Origin of the sequence: Cohnella laeviribosi DSM 21336 (assembly GCF_000378425.1) — a bacterium.
Taxonomy (GTDB): Bacteria; Bacillota; Bacilli; order Paenibacillales; family Paenibacillaceae; genus Cohnella; species Cohnella laeviribosi.
Genome location: NZ_KB899825.1, coordinates 58108 through 77095 on the forward strand (window position 1 = coordinate 58108; position 18988 = coordinate 77095).

The 18988-nt window shown below is 62.2% G+C and carries 20 protein-coding genes; 19 read left to right on the plus strand and 1 reads right to left on the minus strand.

Annotated elements, in window-relative coordinates:
• Window positions 1-54 precede the first annotated feature (54 nt).
• The 16 genes from F560_RS0112955 (at window position 55) to F560_RS0113030 (ending at window position 16433) form a co-directional block, all read left to right on the plus strand.
• Window positions 55-2340, plus strand: a complete 2286-nt coding sequence (locus F560_RS0112955) for a DEAD/DEAH box helicase (RefSeq protein ID WP_019006161.1) — start codon at window positions 55-57, stop codon at window positions 2338-2340.
• Window positions 2337-3809 (plus strand): ribonuclease H-like domain-containing protein, encoded by a 1473-nt coding sequence (locus F560_RS23260; RefSeq protein ID WP_019006162.1) that lies wholly within the window; start codon window positions 2337-2339, stop codon window positions 3807-3809. Before F560_RS0112955 ends, F560_RS23260 begins: the two co-directional genes overlap by 4 nt.
• Before the next feature lie 190 nt (window positions 3810-3999).
• Entirely contained in the window at window positions 4000-4863 is an 864-nt protein-coding gene (locus F560_RS23265; protein ID WP_051088330.1) for an HAD-IIA family hydrolase, read from the plus strand.
• Between the two features lie 5 nt (window positions 4864-4868).
• Complete coding sequence (gene mutM, locus F560_RS0112970) at window positions 4869-5687, plus strand: bifunctional DNA-formamidopyrimidine glycosylase/DNA-(apurinic or apyrimidinic site) lyase (protein ID WP_019006164.1); 819 nt, start codon at window positions 4869-4871, stop codon at window positions 5685-5687.
• A 3-nt stretch (window positions 5688-5690) separates the two neighbouring features.
• Window positions 5691-6533, plus strand: coding sequence for a deoxyribonuclease IV (locus F560_RS0112975; protein WP_019006165.1), 843 nt, complete (start codon window positions 5691-5693; stop codon window positions 6531-6533).
• Entirely contained in the window at window positions 6530-6883 is a 354-nt protein-coding gene (locus F560_RS0112980) for a cyclic-phosphate processing receiver domain-containing protein (protein ID WP_019006166.1), read from the plus strand. The genes F560_RS0112975 and F560_RS0112980 overlap by 4 nt, the downstream gene beginning before the upstream one ends.
• The gene (locus F560_RS0112985; RefSeq protein ID WP_019006167.1) at window positions 6880-7203 is read left to right on the plus strand and encodes a thioredoxin family protein; all 324 of its coding nucleotides are present in this window, start codon (window positions 6880-6882) and stop codon (window positions 7201-7203) included. The genes F560_RS0112980 and F560_RS0112985 overlap by 4 nt, the downstream gene beginning before the upstream one ends.
• 143 nt (window positions 7204-7346) lie before the next feature.
• Window positions 7347-8120, plus strand: coding sequence for an ABC transporter ATP-binding protein (locus tag F560_RS0112990; RefSeq protein ID WP_019006168.1), 774 nt, complete (start codon window positions 7347-7349; stop codon window positions 8118-8120).
• 1 nt (window position 8121) lies between these two features.
• Window positions 8122-9147 carry a 23S rRNA (cytidine(2498)-2'-O)-methyltransferase RlmM gene (locus F560_RS0112995; RefSeq protein WP_019006169.1) on the plus strand — a complete coding sequence of 342 codons (1026 nt, stop codon included), beginning with the start codon at window positions 8122-8124 and terminating at the stop codon, window positions 9145-9147.
• A 174-nt stretch (window positions 9148-9321) separates the two neighbouring features.
• Window positions 9322-10908: a serine/threonine-protein kinase gene (locus tag F560_RS24655; protein WP_019006170.1), complete on the plus strand. Its 1587-nt coding sequence runs from the start codon at window positions 9322-9324 to the stop codon at window positions 10906-10908.
• A 242-nt stretch (window positions 10909-11150) separates the two neighbouring features.
• Window positions 11151-11846: a response regulator transcription factor gene (locus tag F560_RS0113005; RefSeq protein WP_019006171.1), complete on the plus strand. Its 696-nt coding sequence runs from the start codon at window positions 11151-11153 to the stop codon at window positions 11844-11846.
• Window positions 11843-13192, plus strand: coding sequence for a sensor histidine kinase (locus tag F560_RS0113010; RefSeq protein ID WP_019006172.1), 1350 nt, complete (start codon window positions 11843-11845; stop codon window positions 13190-13192). The genes F560_RS0113005 and F560_RS0113010 overlap by 4 nt, the downstream gene beginning before the upstream one ends.
• A gap of 176 nt (window positions 13193-13368) precedes the next feature.
• Entirely contained in the window at window positions 13369-14226 is an 858-nt protein-coding gene (locus F560_RS0113015; RefSeq protein ID WP_019006173.1) for a carbon-nitrogen hydrolase family protein, read from the plus strand.
• Between the two features lie 39 nt (window positions 14227-14265).
• Complete coding sequence (locus F560_RS0113020) at window positions 14266-14943, plus strand: GNAT family N-acetyltransferase (protein WP_019006174.1); 678 nt, start codon at window positions 14266-14268, stop codon at window positions 14941-14943.
• Window positions 14944-14948: 5 nt separating this feature from the next.
• Window positions 14949-15629, plus strand: a complete 681-nt coding sequence (locus tag F560_RS0113025; protein WP_019006175.1) for a GNAT family N-acetyltransferase — start codon at window positions 14949-14951, stop codon at window positions 15627-15629.
• Window positions 15630-15656: 27 nt separating this feature from the next.
• Complete coding sequence (locus tag F560_RS0113030; protein ID WP_019006176.1) at window positions 15657-16433, plus strand: MBL fold metallo-hydrolase; 777 nt, start codon at window positions 15657-15659, stop codon at window positions 16431-16433.
• Here F560_RS0113030 and F560_RS0113035 read toward each other — a convergent pair.
• Window positions 16430-17089: a thiamine diphosphokinase gene (locus F560_RS0113035; RefSeq protein WP_019006177.1), complete on the minus strand. Its 660-nt coding sequence runs from the start codon at window positions 17087-17089 to the stop codon at window positions 16430-16432. The two genes, F560_RS0113030 and F560_RS0113035, sit on opposite strands and share 4 nt — an antisense overlap.
• A 207-nt stretch (window positions 17090-17296) precedes the next feature.
• On the opposite strand from F560_RS0113035, the gene F560_RS0113040 reads away from it, so the two are divergent.
• The 3 genes from F560_RS0113040 to F560_RS25065 form a co-directional block, all read left to right on the plus strand.
• Window positions 17297-17935, plus strand: coding sequence for a trimeric intracellular cation channel family protein (locus tag F560_RS0113040; protein ID WP_019006178.1), 639 nt, complete (start codon window positions 17297-17299; stop codon window positions 17933-17935).
• Window positions 17932-18411, plus strand: coding sequence for a low molecular weight protein-tyrosine-phosphatase (locus F560_RS0113045; RefSeq protein WP_019006179.1), 480 nt, complete (start codon window positions 17932-17934; stop codon window positions 18409-18411). The genes F560_RS0113040 and F560_RS0113045 overlap by 4 nt, the downstream gene beginning before the upstream one ends.
• A gap of 391 nt (window positions 18412-18802) precedes the next feature.
• A partial coding sequence (locus tag F560_RS25065; RefSeq protein WP_019006180.1) for a transposase occupies window positions 18803-18988 on the plus strand: 186 nt, incomplete at its 3' end.

The following is an 18988-nucleotide window of genomic DNA, read 5'->3' on the forward strand; positions in this document are numbered from 1 at the left end:
ATATTCTGTACAATGGGAAATATCGAATCCACGAACGGCGGGGGAGAGGGAATCGTGAATCCATGGACGGGGAAAGCGGCGACGGTCGAGGAATGGCTGGACATGCTGCGCAGCCGCCCCGAAATGATGGCGAACGTTACCTATTGGCACACGGAGCCGGCGCGTCCGGCCCGTACGGTGCCGATGCCGGAAGAGCTGGACGACAGGCTGAAACGGGCGCTTGCAAGCAAGGGCATCGAGCGGCTGTACACGCATCAGGCGTCTTCCTACCGCGCGGTCAGGGAAGGCAAGCACGTCGTGACCGTGACGCCGACGGCATCGGGCAAGACGCTCTGCTACAATTTGCCGGTGCTTCAGCATCTGCTGGCCGACGACAGCGCTAGGGCGCTGTATCTGTTTCCGACCAAGGCGCTGGCGCAGGATCAGGTGGCGGAGCTTCAGGAGCTGGCCGACCTGATGGAAGCCAACATCAAGACGCATACTTACGACGGGGATACGCCGCCCACGGTGCGCCAGGCGATCCGCAACGCCGGCCATATCGTGGTGACCAATCCGGACATGCTGCATTCGGCGATTTTGCCGCATCATACGAAATGGGTCAAGCTGTTCGAGAACGTGCGCTATATCGTGATCGACGAGCTGCACGCATACCGCGGCGTATTCGGCAGCCATGTCGCCAACGTCATCCGGCGGCTCAAGCGGATTTGCCGGTTTTACGGGAGCAATCCGCAGTTTTTGTGCGCTTCGGCGACGATCCGCAATCCGCAGGAGCATGCGCAGCGGCTCATCGGCGAGCCGGTTGCGCTCGTGGACGACAACGGCGCGCCTTCGGGCGAAAAGCACATGGTATTCTACAACCCGCCCGTCGTCAACCGGCAGCTCGGCATCCGCAGATCCAGCGTGCTCGAATCGCAGAAACTGGCCGCGCTGCTCTTGAAAAGCGGCATTCAGACGATCGTTTTCGCCCGCAGCCGGGTGCGGGTGGAGATTTTGCTTACATACCTGCAAGACTTGGTCAAGCACGAGCTCGGCGCGAAGTCGATCCGCGGCTACCGCGGAGGCTATCTTCCGAAGCTGCGGCGGGAAATCGAGCGGGGACTGCGCAGCGGCGAAATCCGCGGCGTCGTCAGCACGAACGCGCTTGAGCTGGGCATCGACATCGGGCAGCTTCAGGCTTGCGTCCTGAACGGCTACCCCGGCTCGATCGCAAGCACCTGGCAGCAGTCCGGCCGGGCCGGCCGCCGCCACTCCAGCTCGGTGACGTTTCTGGTCGCCAGCAGCAATCCGCTCGATCAGTATTTGATCCAGAACCCGGATTATTTTTTCGGACGGCCGCCGGAGGAAGCGAGAATTCACCCGGACAATCTGCTGATTTTGCTCGATCACGTCAAATGCGCGGCATATGAGCTTCCGTTCGAAGCCGGCGAACAGTTCGGCGGCGAGAAGCTGGAGGATCTGCTCGAATTTCTCGCCGAGGAGAAGGTGCTGCATCGGTCGGGCGACCGCTGGTACTGGATGGAGCAGGCGTTTCCGGCAAACAACATCTCGCTCCGGTCCGCCGCGCAGGAGAACTTCGTCATCATCGACACGACCGACGGCCACCGCGTCATCGGCGAGGTCGACCGCTTCAGCGCGCCGACGCTGATTCACGAAGAAGCGATTTATTTGCACGAAGGGGTCCAGTATCAGGTCGAGAAGCTCGATTACCCGGAGAAAAAGGCTTACGTGCGCCAGGTCAACGTCGACTACTTTACGGACGCCAACATGGCGGTGGAGCTGAAGGTGCTCCACGTCGACCGGGAGGACCGGTCCGGCGCGCTCCTGCGCCAGTACGGAGAGCTCACGGTGACCGCCAGGCCGACCATTTTCAAAAAAATCCGCTTGCGCACGCACGAAAATATCGGTTCCGGACCGATCCATCTGCCGGAAGAAAATCTGCATACGAGCGGCTACTGGTTCTCGTTCTCCGAGGAAGCGGAGGAGGGCATGACCGCAAACGACATGCAGATGGCGCTGCTCGGCCTCGCCAACGTGCTCGTGCATCTCGCGCCGCTGCACCTGATGTGCGACCCTCTGGACATCCGCGTGGTGCCGCAGGTGAAATCGACGTTCTCGAAGCGTCCGACCATTTACTTCTACGACCGGTATCCGGGCGGCATCGGGCTTAGCCAAAGGCTGTACGAAATTCACGACGAGCTGATGGCCGAGGCGGGGCGGCTCATCTCCGGCTGCGGCTGTTTGAGCGGCTGTCCGGCTTGCGTCGGCCCGATCGAGGAAGTCGGCCTGCTGGGCAAGGAGCTCGCGCGGAAGCTGCTTGACCGCGCCGGAGGCCGCCTATGAGCGGAGGGCTGAGAGAGCGTCTGCTGCGGCTGCGTTCGGCGGCCGATCCGCAGGCCGAACCGGCAGCGGCCGTAAAGCCGGTAGCGCCGTCTGCGTCCGGCGCGCCGCAGGATCCGCCGGCGGCTGCGGGTGCCGCTGACGCGCAGACGGCTCCGGCCGATCCGGCGGCGGATGCCCCGGCCGAAGCGGAGCCGGGCCATCCCGCGTTCGTCCGGCTCGGGGTCCGGACGAAGAGCAACGCCTACGGCAGCTTTCTGCTGCGTACGGTCGAATACCCGCTCGAGCACCGTCACGGGCGGTACGCGCTCGGCGAGCTGTTGGAGCGGGCAAAGCATCTGGCCCCGGTATCCGCGCGTCAAAACAAGGGGAACGATTCGGCGCTCCGCCTTCCGGTTGAGCCGGAGCGGCTGCTGTTTCTCGACACGGAAACGACGGGCCTTGGGGTGGGCGCCGGCAACGTGCCGTTCATGATCGGCATCGGCTGGATTGCGCCCGGCCAAGGCCGGTTCGTGGTGGAGCAGACGCTGATCCGCCATCCGGGCGAGGAGCGGGCGATGCTCGCGCATTTGCTGGCCCGGATGGCCGAACGCACGCATTTGGTCACGTACAACGGGCGAACCTTCGACTGGCCGGTGCTGGTCAACCGGTTTATCTTGAACGGATGGCGGCGCGCCGGACCTGAGCCGGGCCACCTCGATTTTCTTCACCCGTCCCGCGCCCTCTGGCGCAATACGTTGGAATCGTGCCGCCTGAGCCATGTCGAGGAAGAACGGCTCGGCATCGTCAGGGAAGGGGACGTTCCGGGATCGCTGGCGCCGGAGCTGTACATGCGGTTTTTGAACGACGGAGACGCGGACGGCCTGGAGGGCGTCTACCGGCACAACGAGCGGGATGTGCTGACGCTGGCCGCGCTGGCGATTCATTTCGGAACGCTGCTGTCTCCGTTGACGAGGGAAGATCCGCGCGGCCAGGAGGTGCCGGAAGGAGCCGAGGAGCTGTACCGGACGGCCGTGTGGCTCGAAGCCCACGGGGCGTTGGACAAGGCGGAGCGGTTGTTCGCGCTGCTTGCCGCCCGCGAGGAAGCGCAGGCGGTCCGCTGGTGGCTTCCCGTCGCCGCCCGTTACAAGCGCCTCGGGCGGCTGGACTTGGCCGTGCCGCTATGGCGGCGCGCCGCCGAACGGGCGGAGCGGGCGGCCGTTCCTTTCCTTGACGCGCATATCGAGCTGGCGATGCATTACGAGCACCGCGTCAAGGATGTGGCGGAAGCGCTCCGCCTGGCCGAACGCGCGCTCGAGCTTGCGCTGAGGCGCCCGCCCTCGCGAAGCGACCCGCTGCGCGCGCGGCAGCTGAGAGAGGCGCTGCAGCGGCGAATCGAACGCCTGAGACGCAAAGCGGGCTCGCGCTCGTTTGACCAACCGGCCGGACCGGAAGACGGCGAAGACGACCTGTTCGCCCTTCGGCAAGGCTGACGCGCCCGATCCGTTTCGAGCCGACCCAATTTCCCGGCGCTCGACTGCCGGGTTTTTGCTTGTCAATTTTCCCGCAATCGGGGTATTGTATGAAGAACGGGCCCGTTTTTTGCCGAAGTTTGGGCCGAAGAACGGCCGATTTCCGGATACGGCACCCCGAATGGATACGGATAAAGGAGAGACGGGCATCATGACGGTATTGACGCTTCGCGAGTCGGGATGGACGGCGCCCAAGGCGCTGCTGCTCGATCTGGACGGCACGCTTTATAAAGGGGACACGCCGATTCCGGGGGCGGACAAGCTGATCGAGGAGATGACGGCGCGGGGAGTGCCCTGCTGGTTCGTCACCAACAATTCGACGCGAACGCCCGCGCAGGTTGCCGAACATTTGCATAAAATGAACATTCCGGCCTCGCCCGGGCAAGTGATTACGTCGGCGCAGGCGGCGGCCGAATACGCCAAGAGGAACTTCCCCGGCGCTTCGGTTTACCTGATCGGGGAGCACGGCATCCGCGAAGCGCTTCGGGAAGCGGGGCTCAGCCTGGCGGACGATCGCGAAGACGCCGCCGCCGACCTCGTCGTCCAGGGCATCGACCGCGGCCTTACATACGAGCGGCTGACCGCCGCCGTGCGCCATCTGCTGCGCGGCGCGTCCTACCTGCTGACCAATCCGGACCGCCTTCTTCCGACGGGGGACGGGTACCTTCCCGGCGCAGGCAGCATCGCGGCGCTGCTCGAAGCCGCCTCCGGCGTGACGCCCACCGTGATCGGCAAGCCTTCGCCGATTCTGATGAACTATGCGCTGGAGCGCGCCGGCGTGGCCGCTGCGGACGCCTGGGTCGTCGGCGACAACCCGCATACGGACATTGCGGCGGGCCAATCGGCGGGCAGCCCGACCGTGCTGGTGCTGACCGGCTTGTGCACGGAAGCGGACTGGCGGCAGCGCTGCGAAGCCGCGGGCGCGCTCCCCGACGCGGTTTGCCCGGGCCTTGAGGACATTGTTGAATGGATTACATACGGCAAAAATCAACGCGAACAACATTGGAAGGGATGACCAGAATGCCGGAATGGCCGGAAATGGAGACGTATCGACAACAGCTTTCGCCGCTTGTTTGCGGACTGACGATTCGACATGTTGACGTAAACCGGGAAAAGACGATCAACGAGCCGGCGGAGGCGTTTCAAGCCGCGCTCACGGGCCGCAAAATCATGTTCGTGGAACGCCGCGGCAAGCATTTGCTGTTCCATCTGGACGACGGCAACCGGCTGCTGCTCCACCTGATGCTGGGCGGCTACCTGTATTACGGGCCGCACGCGGAAAAAGACGAATCGCGGTTCCAGGTGATTTTTACGTTCGAGGACGGCAACAAGCTGTTTTTCGGCGGCCTGCGGCTCGGCTATTTGCACCGGATTACGGCCAAAACGGCGCTGGAGAGATTTCGCGAGATCGGACCGGAGCCGTTCGATCCGCGCCTGACGGAAGAGGCGTTTGTCGCCATGCTGGACAAAAAACGCGGCAAGCTGAAGCCGGCGCTGGTCGATCAGAAGTGGATCGCCGGCATCGGCAACTTCTACTCGGACGAAATTTGCTTCGAGGCCGGCGTCGTGCCGTTCGCCGATATCCCGTCCCTGTCGGACGGAACGAAGCGGAATGTGTACCGCGCCATGCGCAAGGTGCTGACGGAGGCGGCCGAGGCGGGAGGGTACATGGACCAAAAGCTGACGGCGGCGGATACGTTCACCGGCGGCTTCGCCGAGCGCTGCCGGGTTTACGGCCGCGAAGGGGAACCCTGTTCCCGCTGCGGCGGCACGATCCGGATGGAGACGGTCTCCTCGCGCAAAATGTTTTACTGCCCAAGCTGCCAGGGAACGAATTAGCCCATGTGGATCGGAAGCCATGTCAGCACGAGGCGCGGCTACCGCGAAGCGGCCCGGTTCGCGCAGGCGATCGGCGGCAACGCGTTTCAATATTTTCCCAAAAACCCCCGCAGCCTCCAGCTTAAATCTTTCGATCGCGCCGATGCCGAAAGATGCGCCCGGTGGTGCCGGGACAACGGCGTCGTCTCCGTCGCCCACGGCCCGTATCCGGTCAATCCGGCGGCCGAAGGCTTGAGCGCGGAGCAGGTGGTGCTGAGCACGCTGAACGATTTGGCCATCGCGGAGGCATGCGGTTCGGTCGGCGTCGTCGTTCATTTCGGCATATACAAGGGCCGCGACCCGCTGCAAGGATACACCAATATCGTCCTTTGGTTGAACCGGGTGCTCGACCGGTGGACGGGACAAGCCAAGATTTTGCTGGAGAATTTGGCGGGCGATCATGGGCCGATGGGCACGACGGCGGACGAGCTGGTGACGGTGCGGTCGCTCTGCGCCCGGCCGGAGGCGGTCGGCTTTTGTCTCGATACGTGCCACTTGTTCGCGAGCGGACAATGGCGCGGGCCGGATTGGGACGCGTTCGCCGCCAGGGCCAGGGAGATCGGTTTTTGGGACCATCTGGCCGCCGTTCATCTGAACGATTCCCGCTATCCCGCCGGTTCCAAGCGGGACCGGCACGCGCGTTTTGCCGAAGGCGAAATCGGCCGCAAGTGGCTCCGGAAACTGCTGGAGACGCCTGAAATCCGCAGAACGCCGCTGCTGCTGGAGACGCCGGCGGACGAAGACGGAACGCATCGGCGCCAGATCGAACGGGTCCGTCAAATGTCGACAATGGAGGAAGCGGAATGATCAACGTATTTTTGGACGATGCGCGTCCTTGTCCCAAGGGCTTTGTGGCCGCCCGGTCGGCCGAAGAATGCTTGCTGCTGCTGGCCGAATGCGATGTCAATGTGCTGTCGCTCGATTTCGAGCTCGGCTATGGCCAACCGAACGGGCTGGCGGTGGTGCACGCCATGATCGCCCGCGCGATTTATCCGAAGGAAATCTATGTCCATTCCTCAAGCGCGATGGGCAGGGCGCAAATGGTGCGGGCGCTGCGCGACGCCGCTCCTCCGTCGGTTATCGTGCATGACGGCCCGATGCCGCATTCCGTTCTGCAGGCTGCGGCGCAGCAGGCGGAGGGCGATCCGGAACCATGATCGAGTGGGACCCGCGGAGGTGGAAAGAGGAGCTTGCGGCCGTGGGCGGCCCGTTTGCGCTGTACGTGCACACGCCGCTGTGCGGCACGTGCGCCGTAGCCAGGCGGATGCTGGAAATCGCCTGCGAGGTGCTTCCGGATCTCCCGCTGGCTTCCGCCAATCTGAACGTCATACCGGAACTTGCCGAACGTCTTCGGATCGAAAGCGTGCCTTGCCTGGTCATCTGGGACCGTCGCGGCGGCTATCGCAAGGTGTATCGCTTCGGCTCCGTCCAGGAGCTGGTGGAGCTGCTGCGGCCGCTCCGGATCAAAGCGCTGTAAGGCGGGGCGAGGTCCGCAGCGGCTGCGGCGTCCGGAGCGGTTCCGCAAGCTGCGCGGGCCTCCTGAAACCGCCGGAGGCGAAAGGCGCCTTATGGCGCAAGTACAATCTACAGAGAGCATGAGGGAGAGGAGCGGAAAAGACGTTGATCGAGTTGAAACGGCTTACGCTGCGCCGCGGCGAACGGGAGATTTTGCGCGGAGTCGATCTGTCGGTCGGGGAAGGGGAACGCTGGGTGCTGCTCGGCCGAAACGGCTGCGGCAAAACGACCGTCCTCGAGATGATCACCGGTTACCTGTTTCCGACCACGGGAACCGTGGACGTATTGGGCAACCGTTACGGGCAGGTCGACGTCCGCGAGGTGCGCAAGCAAATCGGCTACATCGGCCCGACGCTGATCGAGAAGCTGACGCTGCGCGACCCGGTTTGGGAAATCGTCGCGGGCGGCGTCAACGCTTATCTGCGCATTTACGAGGCGGTGCCGGACGAGGTCCGCAACCGCGCGCAGGAGGAGCTGGACCGCGTCGGCCTCGGCCATCTGTCCGAGCAGCCGTTCGGAACGCTGTCGCAAGGGGAACGCAAGAAGGTGCTGCTCGCCCGCACGATGATGGCCGATCCCCGGCTGATCATTTTGGACGAGCCATGCGCGGGGCTCGATTTGTACGAGCGGGAAAAGTTTCTCGACGCGCTGGAAGCCTTGACAAGGCGCAACTTGTCGATCCTGTACGTCACGCACCATATCGAAGAAATTACGCCCATCTTCACCCATGTGGCGCTGATGGCCGAAGGGCGGATCGTGACGTCGGGACCGAAGCGGGACGTATTGACGCCCGAGTTTCTGCGCATCGGCTACGGCCTGAACGTACAGGTCGATTGGCAGGACGACCGTCCCTGGATTAGGATAGGAAAGGATCGTTGACATGATGGAATTTATCGGGACGGCCAACCCCGGCTTCGCCCCATACGCGATGGACGAGCTGAGGCGAAGGTTTCCGGCGCTTACGGTTTCGGGACTGGCTCCGGGCGAAACGTTCCGTTTTGCCGCTGGCGGCCGGCCGGAGCGGGAACTGATCGCCGAGCTGCGGCGCGACGAGCCCGTATTTCTCCGGCATTTGTTCCCGATCGAAGCCGAAGCCGGCCTGGACGGCGGTCCGGAGGCGGTCGCGGACGCGATGACCCGATTCGCCGCTTCCTGCGCGGACCGCGTGCGGGGAAAGACGGTCGCGGTTCAGGTGCGCAAGTCGCAGGACAGCCCGTTTCCGTTCGGCTCCGCGGAAGGGCGCGACCTGATGGTCCCCGCGCTGACGGAAGCGGGCGCCGGTATCGCCCCGCGCGGCACCGATCTGATTTTGTCCGTCTATGCGTCCAAAAAGACGCTGTATATGGGATTGTCCGCCCCCGAAGACAATTTGTCCGACTGGCCGGGCGGGGCCGTGCGGTTCCGCCGCGACGACGGGCTGATTTCGCGCGCGGCGTTCAAGCTTCTGGAAGCGGAGCAGGCGTTCGGCTTGCCGCTGTCTCGGTTTACGAACGCGCTCGATCTGGGCGCGGCCCCGGGCGGCTGGACATCGGTGCTGCTTGAGCGGGGCTTAAAGGTGACGGCCGTCGATCCGGCCGAAATGGCGGATTCCCTAAAGGGCCACCCCCGTCTCCGGCATCTGCGCCGCAACGCGGCCGAGGTCGACTTTGCGCCCGGGTCGTTCGACCTGCTCGTCTGCGATATGAGCTGGGACCCTTACCATACGTGCCGCATCGTGTCCAACCTTGCGCCCGCGCTGTCCGCCGGCGCTTCCGCGCTGATCACGCTGAAGCTGATGCACCGCAAGCCTTTGCAGACGATTTCGGCGCTCAAGGCAGAATACGGCAAGGCGTTCGAAATCGTGAGGATCAAGCAGTTGTTTCACAACCGCGAAGAAGTTACAATGTGGGTAAGACGCAAAGCATAGCCGCTGGGAAAGCATCCCGCGCCAGAAGGACGGCCGCTCCGGGCCTTGAGCCAGGGCCGTTCTTCCGGCGCGTTTTTTTGTCGGTTTGGTGAATTTGCGCTGAAATGGTTCGTGTTGCCGACGCAAATTCGGCACCGGTTTCGAAACTTATATGGGATGGGGGCGTCGAAAGAGATGACGATACGGCATGGGGCGCCGTCGCCGGACGGCTTGTTTGCCGGCCGGTACAGGATTTTGTCGCCGATCGGCAAAGGCGGCATGGGCTCCGTTTATTTAGCGGAGGATCTTCGTCTGGGCGGCAAGCTCAGGGCGCTGAAGTTTACCCGTCCGCCGGGCGAAGAACGGGACCTGTTCATCGCCGAAGCCCGGATGCTTGCCGGGCTGGAGCATCCGAATCTGCCCCGGATCGTGGATTATTACCCGCCCGACCCGGATGAGGCTTGCATCGTGATGGATTATATCGCCGGGGAGACGCTCGAGACCGTGCTTGCCAGGCAAGCGGCGGGGCTTCCTTATCCGATCGTGCTCGGGTTGATGGAACAGCTCTGCGATACGCTGCGCTATCTGCATGCCCAGGAGCCCCCCGTCGTGTTCCGGGATCTCAAGCCTGCGAACGTGATCGTGGACGGAAGGGGGCGCGCGGTGCTGGTCGACTTCGGCATTGCCAGGCACTATCGGCCGGAGGCCCGGTCGGATACGCTCCGTCTCGGAACGCCCTGGTTTGCCGCCCCGGAGCAGCTGCGGGGCGGGCAGTCCGACGTCCGGACCGATTTGTACGGGCTCGGAGCGCTGGCCTATCATTTGCTCACCGGCGGGGATTTTGCCGCCCGGCGCGGGCGATCCGACAGGATCAGGCGTTTGCGCGGCGCGGTGCCGCCGCTGTTTGCGGAGTGGCTGGAGCGGCTGCTTGCCGACAATCCGCAAGACCGGCCCGCAAGCGCCGCGGAAGCGCGCCGCGATCTGGCCGCGTTCGCCGCGGAGGCGGGCGAAGGGAGCGGCGGCCCGCAAGCTTCGCGGCCGCGCGACGGCGTGCGCGTGTGCGCGCTCGTCTCCGCTTATCCCGGAGCGGGCGCCACCTTCGCCGCGCTCGGGCTGTCGGCCCGCCTCGCGGAACTTGGCGCCTTCCATGCCTTGGTGGAGTTCCCCGGAGGAGACCCGGAGCTCTATCAATGGCTGGACGGCGAAAGAAGAATGCCTGGACGCGCGGCGTTCGCCGATCCGTCCGGGGAACGGCCGGTCCGGCCCGCCTGGCGGGAAGGCGCGGCGCTTTATTATCCTCTGCATCCGCGGCACGCTTCGGCCGCCCGTCCCGAGGAGGCCTTTGCAGCCTGGCTGCGGCGCCTCGGAACGCCGATCGTGCTGCTGGACGTTTCCAGCCGGTGGGAGGACGAGGGCGCAAGCGATTGGCTGGCGCGAGCGGCGGACAGCATCCTGTTTGTGGCGGACTGCCTGCCCGCCAAGTGGAGCGAGCGCCGCCAGCAGGCATGCCAGCGGCTAAGGGCGGCTGCCGCCGCGCGCGGCGCTTTCACCGCGTGGATCGCCAACCGGGACCATCCGTTCGCAGGCAGGAAGGAATGGCTCGGCCTATTCCCGGAGAAGCCGGCGGCAACGCTGCCGCTGCGCCCGGCCGAATCGGTCGTCCGCGCCGTCTGGAACGGGGAGCCGCACAACGCCGCCGAATCGGAATCGGGCGTCTGGGACGCGCTGATTCTGCGGATGTTCGACCCGCAGGATGCGGCGCAAAGCCGCGTTTCTTTCTGACGGCTGCGGCCGCCGGCGGTTTTGCAGGATATTGCACGGAAACGATGCGCGTACCTTTTTGTGCCAATTTGGGATTGAAAGTCGATTGTAACCGGCAGGCATGTTACAATAAAGTACGCCGGGCTTGTCGTTTCCGCTTGGCCGGAAGCGCTTCTTCCCTCATCGGCGCGGCCGCTGGATTGGAATTCCCTACTAAACATAGATGAGATAAAACCCAAGCAATCGTTGCGAGGTGAAAGCCTATGAGCGAAAAAATCTTGATTATCGAAGACGAGGACGGCATCGCGCGCATCCTGGAGCTGGAGCTTAAGCATGAAGGGTACGAGGTCAGCCGGGCCGCCGACGGCCGCAAAGGCCTGGAGATGGCCAATGAAGGCGGCTGGGACTTGGTGCTGCTCGACGTCATGCTTCCGGGATTGAACGGCATCGAGGTGCTGCGGCGACTGCGGCAGAACGATCAAGCGGTTCCCGTCATTTTGCTGACCGCCCGGGACACGGTGCCGGACAAGGTCAGCGGTTTCGAGCACGGCGCCAACGATTACGTGACGAAGCCGTTTGCGATGGAGGAATTGCTGGCGCGGGTGCGCAACCTGCTGCGCATCTTCAAGGCTTCGCGGGAAGGCGAGAGCGAGGACGTGCTGAAGGTTTGCGATTTGACGATCGAACTGATTACGCGCAAAGTCACCCGCAAGGATCACGCCATCGATTTGACGCCGCGGGAGTTCGAGCTGCTGCTCTATTTGGCCCGCCACAAAAACGAGGAGAAGACGCGGGAAGAAATTTTGTCCGACGTTTGGGGCTACGAGTACATCGGCGATACGAACGTGGTGGACGTGTACATTCGTTATTTGCGGCAAAAAATGGACAAAGGATACCGGCATAAGCTGCTGCATACCGTCAGGGGCGTCGGCTATATGCTGAAGGAGCCGGACGCATGACGCTTCGTTCGCGATTCACGCTTTTTACCGTATTCTGGTTTATCTTCATCTTGATTTTATATAATATTTTCGTTTATTTTCTGGTGATCCGCGTCGCGACCCGCGGGGAACTGCAGGTCATCTCCAACAAGACTTCCCTGGTGGTGGAGACGCTTCGCAAAAACCAGATGAAAAACCTGGACGACCCCAAGCTGCTGAGCGATATGTACAACTCCAACGAGATGATTCGCATCGTGACGAAAAACATGGAGGTCGTCAATACGGTAGGGGATCGCGAACTGCTCACGATTTCCCAAAGCGTAAGCAACGTTCCCAGGTCCGAGACGCTTCGGATGAACGGGCAGCGCGTGCTCTATTTGTCTATTCCTCTATATGAAAAAGGCAATTTTGTCGGCGTCGTGGAAGGGGCCAGACGGCTCACCGTGCTGGACAGTTATCTGCAAATTCTGATCGGTGCGTTGAGCGTGACGAGCGTCGGCGCGATTGTATTTGCGATTTTCGGCACCTACTGGTTTACTTCGCGGCTGACCGGCCCGATCGGGCAGATGGTGCAGACGATGCGGGAGATCGACCGCAGCGGCAAGCTGCACCGGGTCAAGATGGGGCGGGAGGAGAGCATCGAGCTTCAGCAGCTCATCCGCGCGTTCAACCAGATGATCGACCGGCTGGACCGGACAATCGAGCGCCAGAAGCAGTTCGTGGCGGACGCTTCCCACGAGCTGAAGACGCCGCTTACCGTCATCGGAAGCTACGCGGATATGCTCAAACGTTGGGGCCGCGACAACGCCGAGGTGCGGGACGAGGCGATCGAGGCGATCGCGGCCGAGACCGAACGGCTGAAGCGCCTTACCCGGTCGATGCTGGCGCTGGCCGAGGCCGAGCAGGACGAATGGCTTCAGAAGGAGAAGTTCGAATTGGTCGGCGTCGTGAAGGACCTGGCGGGCGTGCTCGGCACCGCGTTTCACCGCGAAATCCGCGTCCATTCGTCCTCTTCTGCCGTGCATATGGTCGGAGACAAGGAGAAAATCCGGCAATTTCTGCAAATCGTGATCGACAACGCGATGAAATACAGCAAGGAACCGATCGACGTTCGGATCCGCCAGGAAAAAAACAACGTCCGAATCGAAGTGACCGACTACGGCATCGGCATTCCGGAAAGCGAAATCCCGTTCCTGTTCGAGCGCTTTTACCGCGTGGACGAGGCCCGTCAGCGCTCGACCGGCGGCAGCGGACTCGGCTTGTCCATCGCCAAGCGGATCATCGATCAGCACGACGGGACCATCAAAGTGTTCAGCAAGTCCGGCAGCGGCACGACGGTCGTCATCCAGCTGCCCCGCAATCTCTGATTGGAACGTCATTCCCAAGCGGCCTTGCCTGGGAACTGGCGTTTTTTCGCTGTCGGCAACCCTTTCGAAATTATCATGGCTGCTTTCCGTTTTCGATGCCGGGAGCCGGCGAAGCATGGAGTTGCTCCTGAACGCAAATGCTCTATAATGGAAAAGGGAAAGGATGGAGAACCGAAGTGAAAATGAGAGTTTCGGCCGTTCAATTCGCCCTGCGGGATATTGGGCAGTGGAGCGAATTCGAGGAACAGGTTAAGCATTACGTTCGCAATGCGTCGGAATACGGCGCGCAGTTCGTGCTGTTTCCGGAATTTATGACGACTCCGCTGCTTTCGATCGGAGATACGACCGGATTCGGCCAGCCGATCGACCGGCTGCCCGAGTATACGGATGCTTATGTGAAGCTGTTCGAAGGACTCGCGCGCGAGTACGGGATGTACATTATCGCCGGCACGCATGTGACGAAAGCGGGGGATAAGCTGCGCAACACCGCTTTTTTGTTTGCGCCGGACGGACGCCAGTTCAGGCAGGACAAGCTGCACATCACGCCGACGGAAGTGGAAGCGTGGAACGTATCGCCCGGAGAGGGCTTCGAAGTGTTCGAAACGCCTTACGGCAAAATCGGCCTTCTGACCTGCTACGATATCGAGTTTCCGGAAATCGTCCGGATGGTGCGGGCCAAAGGCGCCGACGTGGTGTTCTGCCCTTCCTGCACCGACGACCGGCACGGATTTTACCGCGTCCGCTACTGCTGCCACGCGCGCGCGGTGGAAAACCAGATTTACATCGTCACGACGGGAACCGTCGGTTCTTTGCGGCGCGTCGACTTTATGCGCGCGAATTTCGGGCAGGCGGCCATCATTTCGCCGAACGATATCCCGTTTCCGCCCGGAGGCATTTTGGCCGAAGGGGAGATCAACGCCGATATGCTCGTGACGGCGGATCTGGATTTGTCGCTGCTTGAGGACGTGCGCAAGGCCGGTTCGGTCACGACCTGGCGCGATCGCCGCACGGATTTGTACCCCGACTGGAAGTAAGGCCGAGACAGGCTTCGGATCGAAAGGAGCGGTTCCCGCATGCTGAAAAAATGGATAGCGACCGACGGCGAGCGGATGATCCCGGCGGTGATCCGCAATTATACGAAGCGTGACTTTCACGGACTGATCGAGGTGCAGGCCGCCAGCTTTCCGCCGCCTTTTCCGCCGGAACTGTGGTGGAACGAGGAGCAGCTTAACGAGCATGTGACGCGATTTCCCGAAGGCGCGCTTTGCGTGGAGATGGACGGCCGGATCGTCGGTTCGATGACGGCGCTCCGGCGGACGCTCCGGGACGACGAGCCGCACGATTGGGCGACGGTGACGGACGAAGGCTATATCCGCAATCACGAGCCGGACGGCGATACGCTGTACGTCGTCGACATTTGCGTCACCCCGGAATACCGCCGTTTCGGGCTCGGCAAATGGCTGATGCAGTCGATGTACGAAACGGTCGTCTATCTCGGCTGCCGTCGGCTGCTTGGCGGCGGGCGCATGCCGGGCTACCGGAACTATGCCGACCGCTGGACGCCGGAGGAATACGTCGAGCGGGTCGCGAAGGGCGAAATCAAGGACCCGGTGCTGACGTTTTTGCTGCGCTGCGGACGGACGCCGATCGGCGTGGCGAGGGATTATCTGGAAGACGAGGAATCGTGCAACAACGCGGCGCTGATGGAGTGGCGCAACCCGTTCTGGGATGATATGCGAACGAAGGGATGAGATATATGCTTGAATATTACCGTATTCAGTCGGTGGACGACCCGTATTTCGCCAAAATGCACAAGCTGATGGGAGAGGTGTTCCCGGCGGAGGAAGTGCTCGCTTTCGATCTTTGGCGCGAGCCGCTGCAGGACCCGACCATTCAGGTTTACGTCGCCCTGCTGGACGGCGAGGTCGTCGGCGCGACCGAATACCGCTACCGGCCGGAATTCCGCGTGGCGATGATCGACTTTACGATTATCGGCAGGCCCGGCCTCGGCATCGGAAGGTTCCTGCTGACGGAGCGGGAGAAGGATTTGGCCCGGCTGCAGCGGGAGTCCGGCACCGAGTCGCTCGGCACGTTCGCGGAAATCTACAATCCGCAGGAGTTGGAGGGCGCGAATCTGTCGTTTGGGGGCATCCAGCCGATGCATCCCGTCGTGCGCCGGGAAGTGCTGTCGCATATCGGCTTCCGCAAGCTGGACGTCGATTACGTTCATCCGTCCTGGGACCACGAGGGCAAAGCCGTCAGAGGGCTTGATCTGGGCTTCCGTCCCGCGGACGATTCGGTCTCGTCCATCCCTTCGTCTCTTGTCGTCGGCTTCCTGCGCTGGTATTACTCCGCGTTGCCGAACAAGCCGCAGGAATGGACGGATATGATCGCCTCGCTGGAGCAGCGTCAGGACATCGCCCTGTTGCCGCTCTGACGGATTTGCACGGGAGAAGAAACCGCGATGAAAATCACGTTTCTCGGAAACGGAGACTCGATGGGCACGCCGCGCGTCTATTGCGACTGCGAGGTTTGCTCGGAAGCCAGGACGAGCGGGAGAAACGTCCGGCTCCGCTCCGCTCTCTGGCTGGAAACCGAAGGAGAGGCGCCGATGCTGCTCGACTGCGGCCCCGACTGGCGGGCGCAGATGGAGCGGCTCGGCGTCCGTCAAGTGGTTCAGGGACTGTTGACGCACGCGCATTTTGACCATATCGGCGGCCTGGTCGAGTGGGCCGATATGTGCCGCTGGCGGGAAGAGACCGCGCGGCTGTACGCGCCGGCGGAAGTGCTGGAGGAAGCCGCGCAGCGGTTCCCGTGGATCGGCGGCCGGCTGCGCATGACCGCCAACGACGGGGGGATGGACTACGGAAAGTGGCGCGTTACGCCTTGGAAAGTCAACCACGGCAAAAACGGCTACGCCTACGCTTACCGGTTCGACCATCGCGAAAGCGGCGTCGCCTGGGCGTACTGCTCGGATTCGATCCATCTGTCGGCCGAGGAAAAGGAGCCGCTGAAGGGGCTGTCCCTGCTTGTGCTCGGGACCAGCTTCTACGAGGAGCCGTATCCGCTCGAAACCCGCTCGCTTTACGATATGAAGGAAGGGCTTGAGCTGGTGAGGGAAGTGGAGGCGCGCGAGGCGATCTTCACGCATCTGTCGCACGACATCGACGTCCGCCGGGACTATGCGCTGCCCGGCAACGTGCGCCTCGCTTGCGAGGGAATGGTCGTCCGCGTCGGTTAATCGCGGCTGCGAACGACCAGCAGCTTGCCGCTTCCGATCCGAATCGAGCCGCAGGGCTCGGCCAGCTCGTTGCTGACGCCCAGGGACATGCCGATCGTGATCGTCGCGTCCGTCAGCGGGTATTTGAAGCCCTGCAGGGTAATGCCGGTGACGGCGGGCGTTAGCGGCAGCAATGAAACGTACGGATATTGGGAATCCGCTTCCAACCGTTCGGTTATGCCGGCGGCAAGGAGGCGGATTTCGTTATGTTCGTCCACGAGTATGGCTCGGCAGCCCGCTTCGGCGGCCGCATTCAGCAAATGGACGTTCGCCAGGCTGTGATCGAACCGGGTGCCGAGGCCGCCGATGACGACGATGTCGCGAAAGCCCCGGGCGATGGCTTCTTTGACCGCCAGCTCGGTGTCGGTCCAGTCTTTGTCGACGGCATCGAAGGCGAGCGTTTCGGCGGCCGCGCTCCGCACCAGATCCAGCTCGTTCTGGCTGATCGAATCGAAATCGCCGACGGCAAGATGGGGGGCTCGTCCTTGCCGCGTCAAAAAAAGCGCCCCGCGGTCGGCGCCGATCAAGTAATCGTCCGGGCAGATGCGGGACAAGGCCCAGCCGCCAAGATTGCCGCCCGAAAAAATCAGGGCGCGGGAATAGTTGGCATTTGCCATGGCGTCGATACCCTCTCCGGCCTTCAGTTTCGATTTATAGGCCTTATTACAGTATAGCGCGTCCGAGCCGGGTCCGGGAACCCAAATCTGCCATTGCCGGAGCCGCTCCGATGCCGTTACAATACAGATGGACAAACCTTTGCCAATAATAGACCCATTATGTTTTCGCGCCGCCATTCATCCCGATTGCGACGGAGGTAGGCTTCGTTGGAGGACATTTTTCTATTGTTCAGCTTTATCGGCACCATTGCCTTTGCCGTCAGCGGCGCCATTGTCGCTATGGAAGAGGAGTACGATATTCTCGGCGTGTTCGTGCTCGGTCTGGTGACGGCGTTCGGGGGTGGCGTTATCCGCAACCTTCTGATCGGCGTTCCCGTTACGACGTTGTGGAGCCAGGGCCTTTATTTAAGGGTTGCGGCCATCGCCATTCTCGTCGTATTTCTGCTTCCGGCGGCCTGGATTCACCGATGGAAGAAAGGCGAAGCTTTTTTTGACGCCATCGGGTTGTCGGCGTTCGCCATTCAAGGGGCGCTGTATGCGGTCAACGCGAACCTGCCGCTTAGCGCCGTTATGGTCGCGGCGATGCTGACCGGGATCGGCGGCGGGATGATCCGCGATATTATGGCGGGGCGCAAGCCGCTTGTGCTGCGCGACGAAATCTATGCAGTCTGGGCGCTCGCAGCCGGACTCGCCATCGATGTCGGCGATTTGAAGGGAACGTGGGAGCTGCTCGCGCTGTTCGCCGTGATCGTCGTGTTCCGGATGCTGTCCGTGCAGTACCGGTGGAAGCTTCCCCGGCGGAAGATCCGGACGGTCCAAAGCCATTCGAAAGGACAGGAATTATGAAAACGTATCGCGTTTTGTTCGTATGTCTAGGCAACATCTGCCGCTCGCCGATGGCGGAAGCGGTGTTCCGCAAAAAAACGGTGGATGCGGGGCTTGCCGATCGTATCGCCGTCGATTCGGCGGGAACCGGGGACTGGCATATCGGGCGTCCTCCGCACGAAGGGACCCGGCGCCTGCTGGACCGGCACGGCATTTCTTATGAAGGCTTGCGGGCAAGGCAGCTTCGGCCGGACGACGGAGACCGGTGGGACCTTATCGTCGCCATGGACAGCCGCAACGAACGGAATATCCGAGGCATCATCGGGGATCGCGGCGGATCGGAAGTCATCCGGTTTATGTCGCTTCTTCCGGAGCGCGGAATCGCGGACGTGCCGGACCCGTACTACACCGGAAACTTCGAAGAAGTTTACGAATTGGTCGAGGCGGGCTGCGAGCGGCTGCTCGAGCGGATCAAGCGGGAGTTGGCCGCGGAATGAGCGGGAGCTTGCCACGGAATGAGCGGCTTTCGTTGGCGAAGACGCCTCCCGCAACCAGGGGTTGGTCCAACCGGGCCCGTGGTTTAAAGGTCGCTTGGCCTGTGAATTCGCGTGTCCCATACTGAAGCTGCAGGTTGGTTCACCTAAAACCGTGGGGATTTAATTGCTACAAAAGCATTTAAAATGGGAATTTGCGCGGAAATCGGCCTTGCAGTTGCTGTTTAAGCAACTGCAGCGCCGGCCGGACGTTCTCAAAGCTGCTCACCCGGATGCAGTTGCTGTAAAAGCACTTAAAATAGGAACTTTGGCGGGAAGTGCATGTAGACTAAAAAGTGGACACGCCGTAGTAGCGGCCCGTACAATATAACCAACCAAAAGGTCGAGGTGTGTCATGGGGGATATCCGTCAACATTTTGACGACGAGTTTAAACGTCAAACCGTTAAGCACATGCAAGAAAGCGGCAAAACCCCGGCTGAAGTATCCAAGGAGCTGGACATCCCGGTAAGAAGTATTCGGGCTTGGAGAAGGCAGTTTGCTCCCACCGGTGAGAAATCCCAATTGTTTGTGGACTACGAA

Bases quoted from the DNA above. Each gene is read 5' to 3' on its own strand.
- F560_RS23265 (WP_051088330.1), top strand. From the start codon at position 4,000: ATGACGGTATTGACGCTTCGCGAGTCGGGATGGACGGCGCCCAAGGCG.
- mutM (WP_019006164.1), top strand. From the start codon at position 4,869: ATGCCGGAATGGCCGGAAATGGAGACGTATCGACAACAGCTTTCGCCG.
- F560_RS0113045 (WP_019006179.1), top strand. From the start codon at position 17,932: ATGAAAACGTATCGCGTTTTGTTCGTATGTCTAGGCAACATCTGCCGC.
- F560_RS0113020 (WP_019006174.1), top strand. From the start codon at position 14,266: ATGCTGAAAAAATGGATAGCGACCGACGGCGAGCGGATGATCCCGGCG.
- F560_RS0113025 (WP_019006175.1), top strand. From the start codon at position 14,949: ATGCTTGAATATTACCGTATTCAGTCGGTGGACGACCCGTATTTCGCC.
- F560_RS0113035 (WP_019006177.1), bottom strand. From the start codon at position 17,089: ATGGCAAATGCCAACTATTCCCGCGCCCTGATTTTTTCGGGCGGCAAT.
- F560_RS0113005 (WP_019006171.1), top strand. From the start codon at position 11,151: ATGAGCGAAAAAATCTTGATTATCGAAGACGAGGACGGCATCGCGCGC.
- F560_RS0112995 (WP_019006169.1), top strand. From the start codon at position 8,122: ATGATGGAATTTATCGGGACGGCCAACCCCGGCTTCGCCCCATACGCG.
- F560_RS24655 (WP_019006170.1), top strand. From the start codon at position 9,322: ATGACGATACGGCATGGGGCGCCGTCGCCGGACGGCTTGTTTGCCGGC.
- F560_RS0113030 (WP_019006176.1), top strand. From the start codon at position 15,657: ATGAAAATCACGTTTCTCGGAAACGGAGACTCGATGGGCACGCCGCGC.
- F560_RS0112980 (WP_019006166.1), top strand. From the start codon at position 6,530: ATGATCAACGTATTTTTGGACGATGCGCGTCCTTGTCCCAAGGGCTTT.
- F560_RS0112975 (WP_019006165.1), top strand. From the start codon at position 5,691: ATGTGGATCGGAAGCCATGTCAGCACGAGGCGCGGCTACCGCGAAGCG.
- F560_RS23260 (WP_019006162.1), top strand. From the start codon at position 2,337: ATGAGCGGAGGGCTGAGAGAGCGTCTGCTGCGGCTGCGTTCGGCGGCC.
- F560_RS0113010 (WP_019006172.1), top strand. From the start codon at position 11,843: ATGACGCTTCGTTCGCGATTCACGCTTTTTACCGTATTCTGGTTTATC.
- F560_RS0112985 (WP_019006167.1), top strand. From the start codon at position 6,880: ATGATCGAGTGGGACCCGCGGAGGTGGAAAGAGGAGCTTGCGGCCGTG.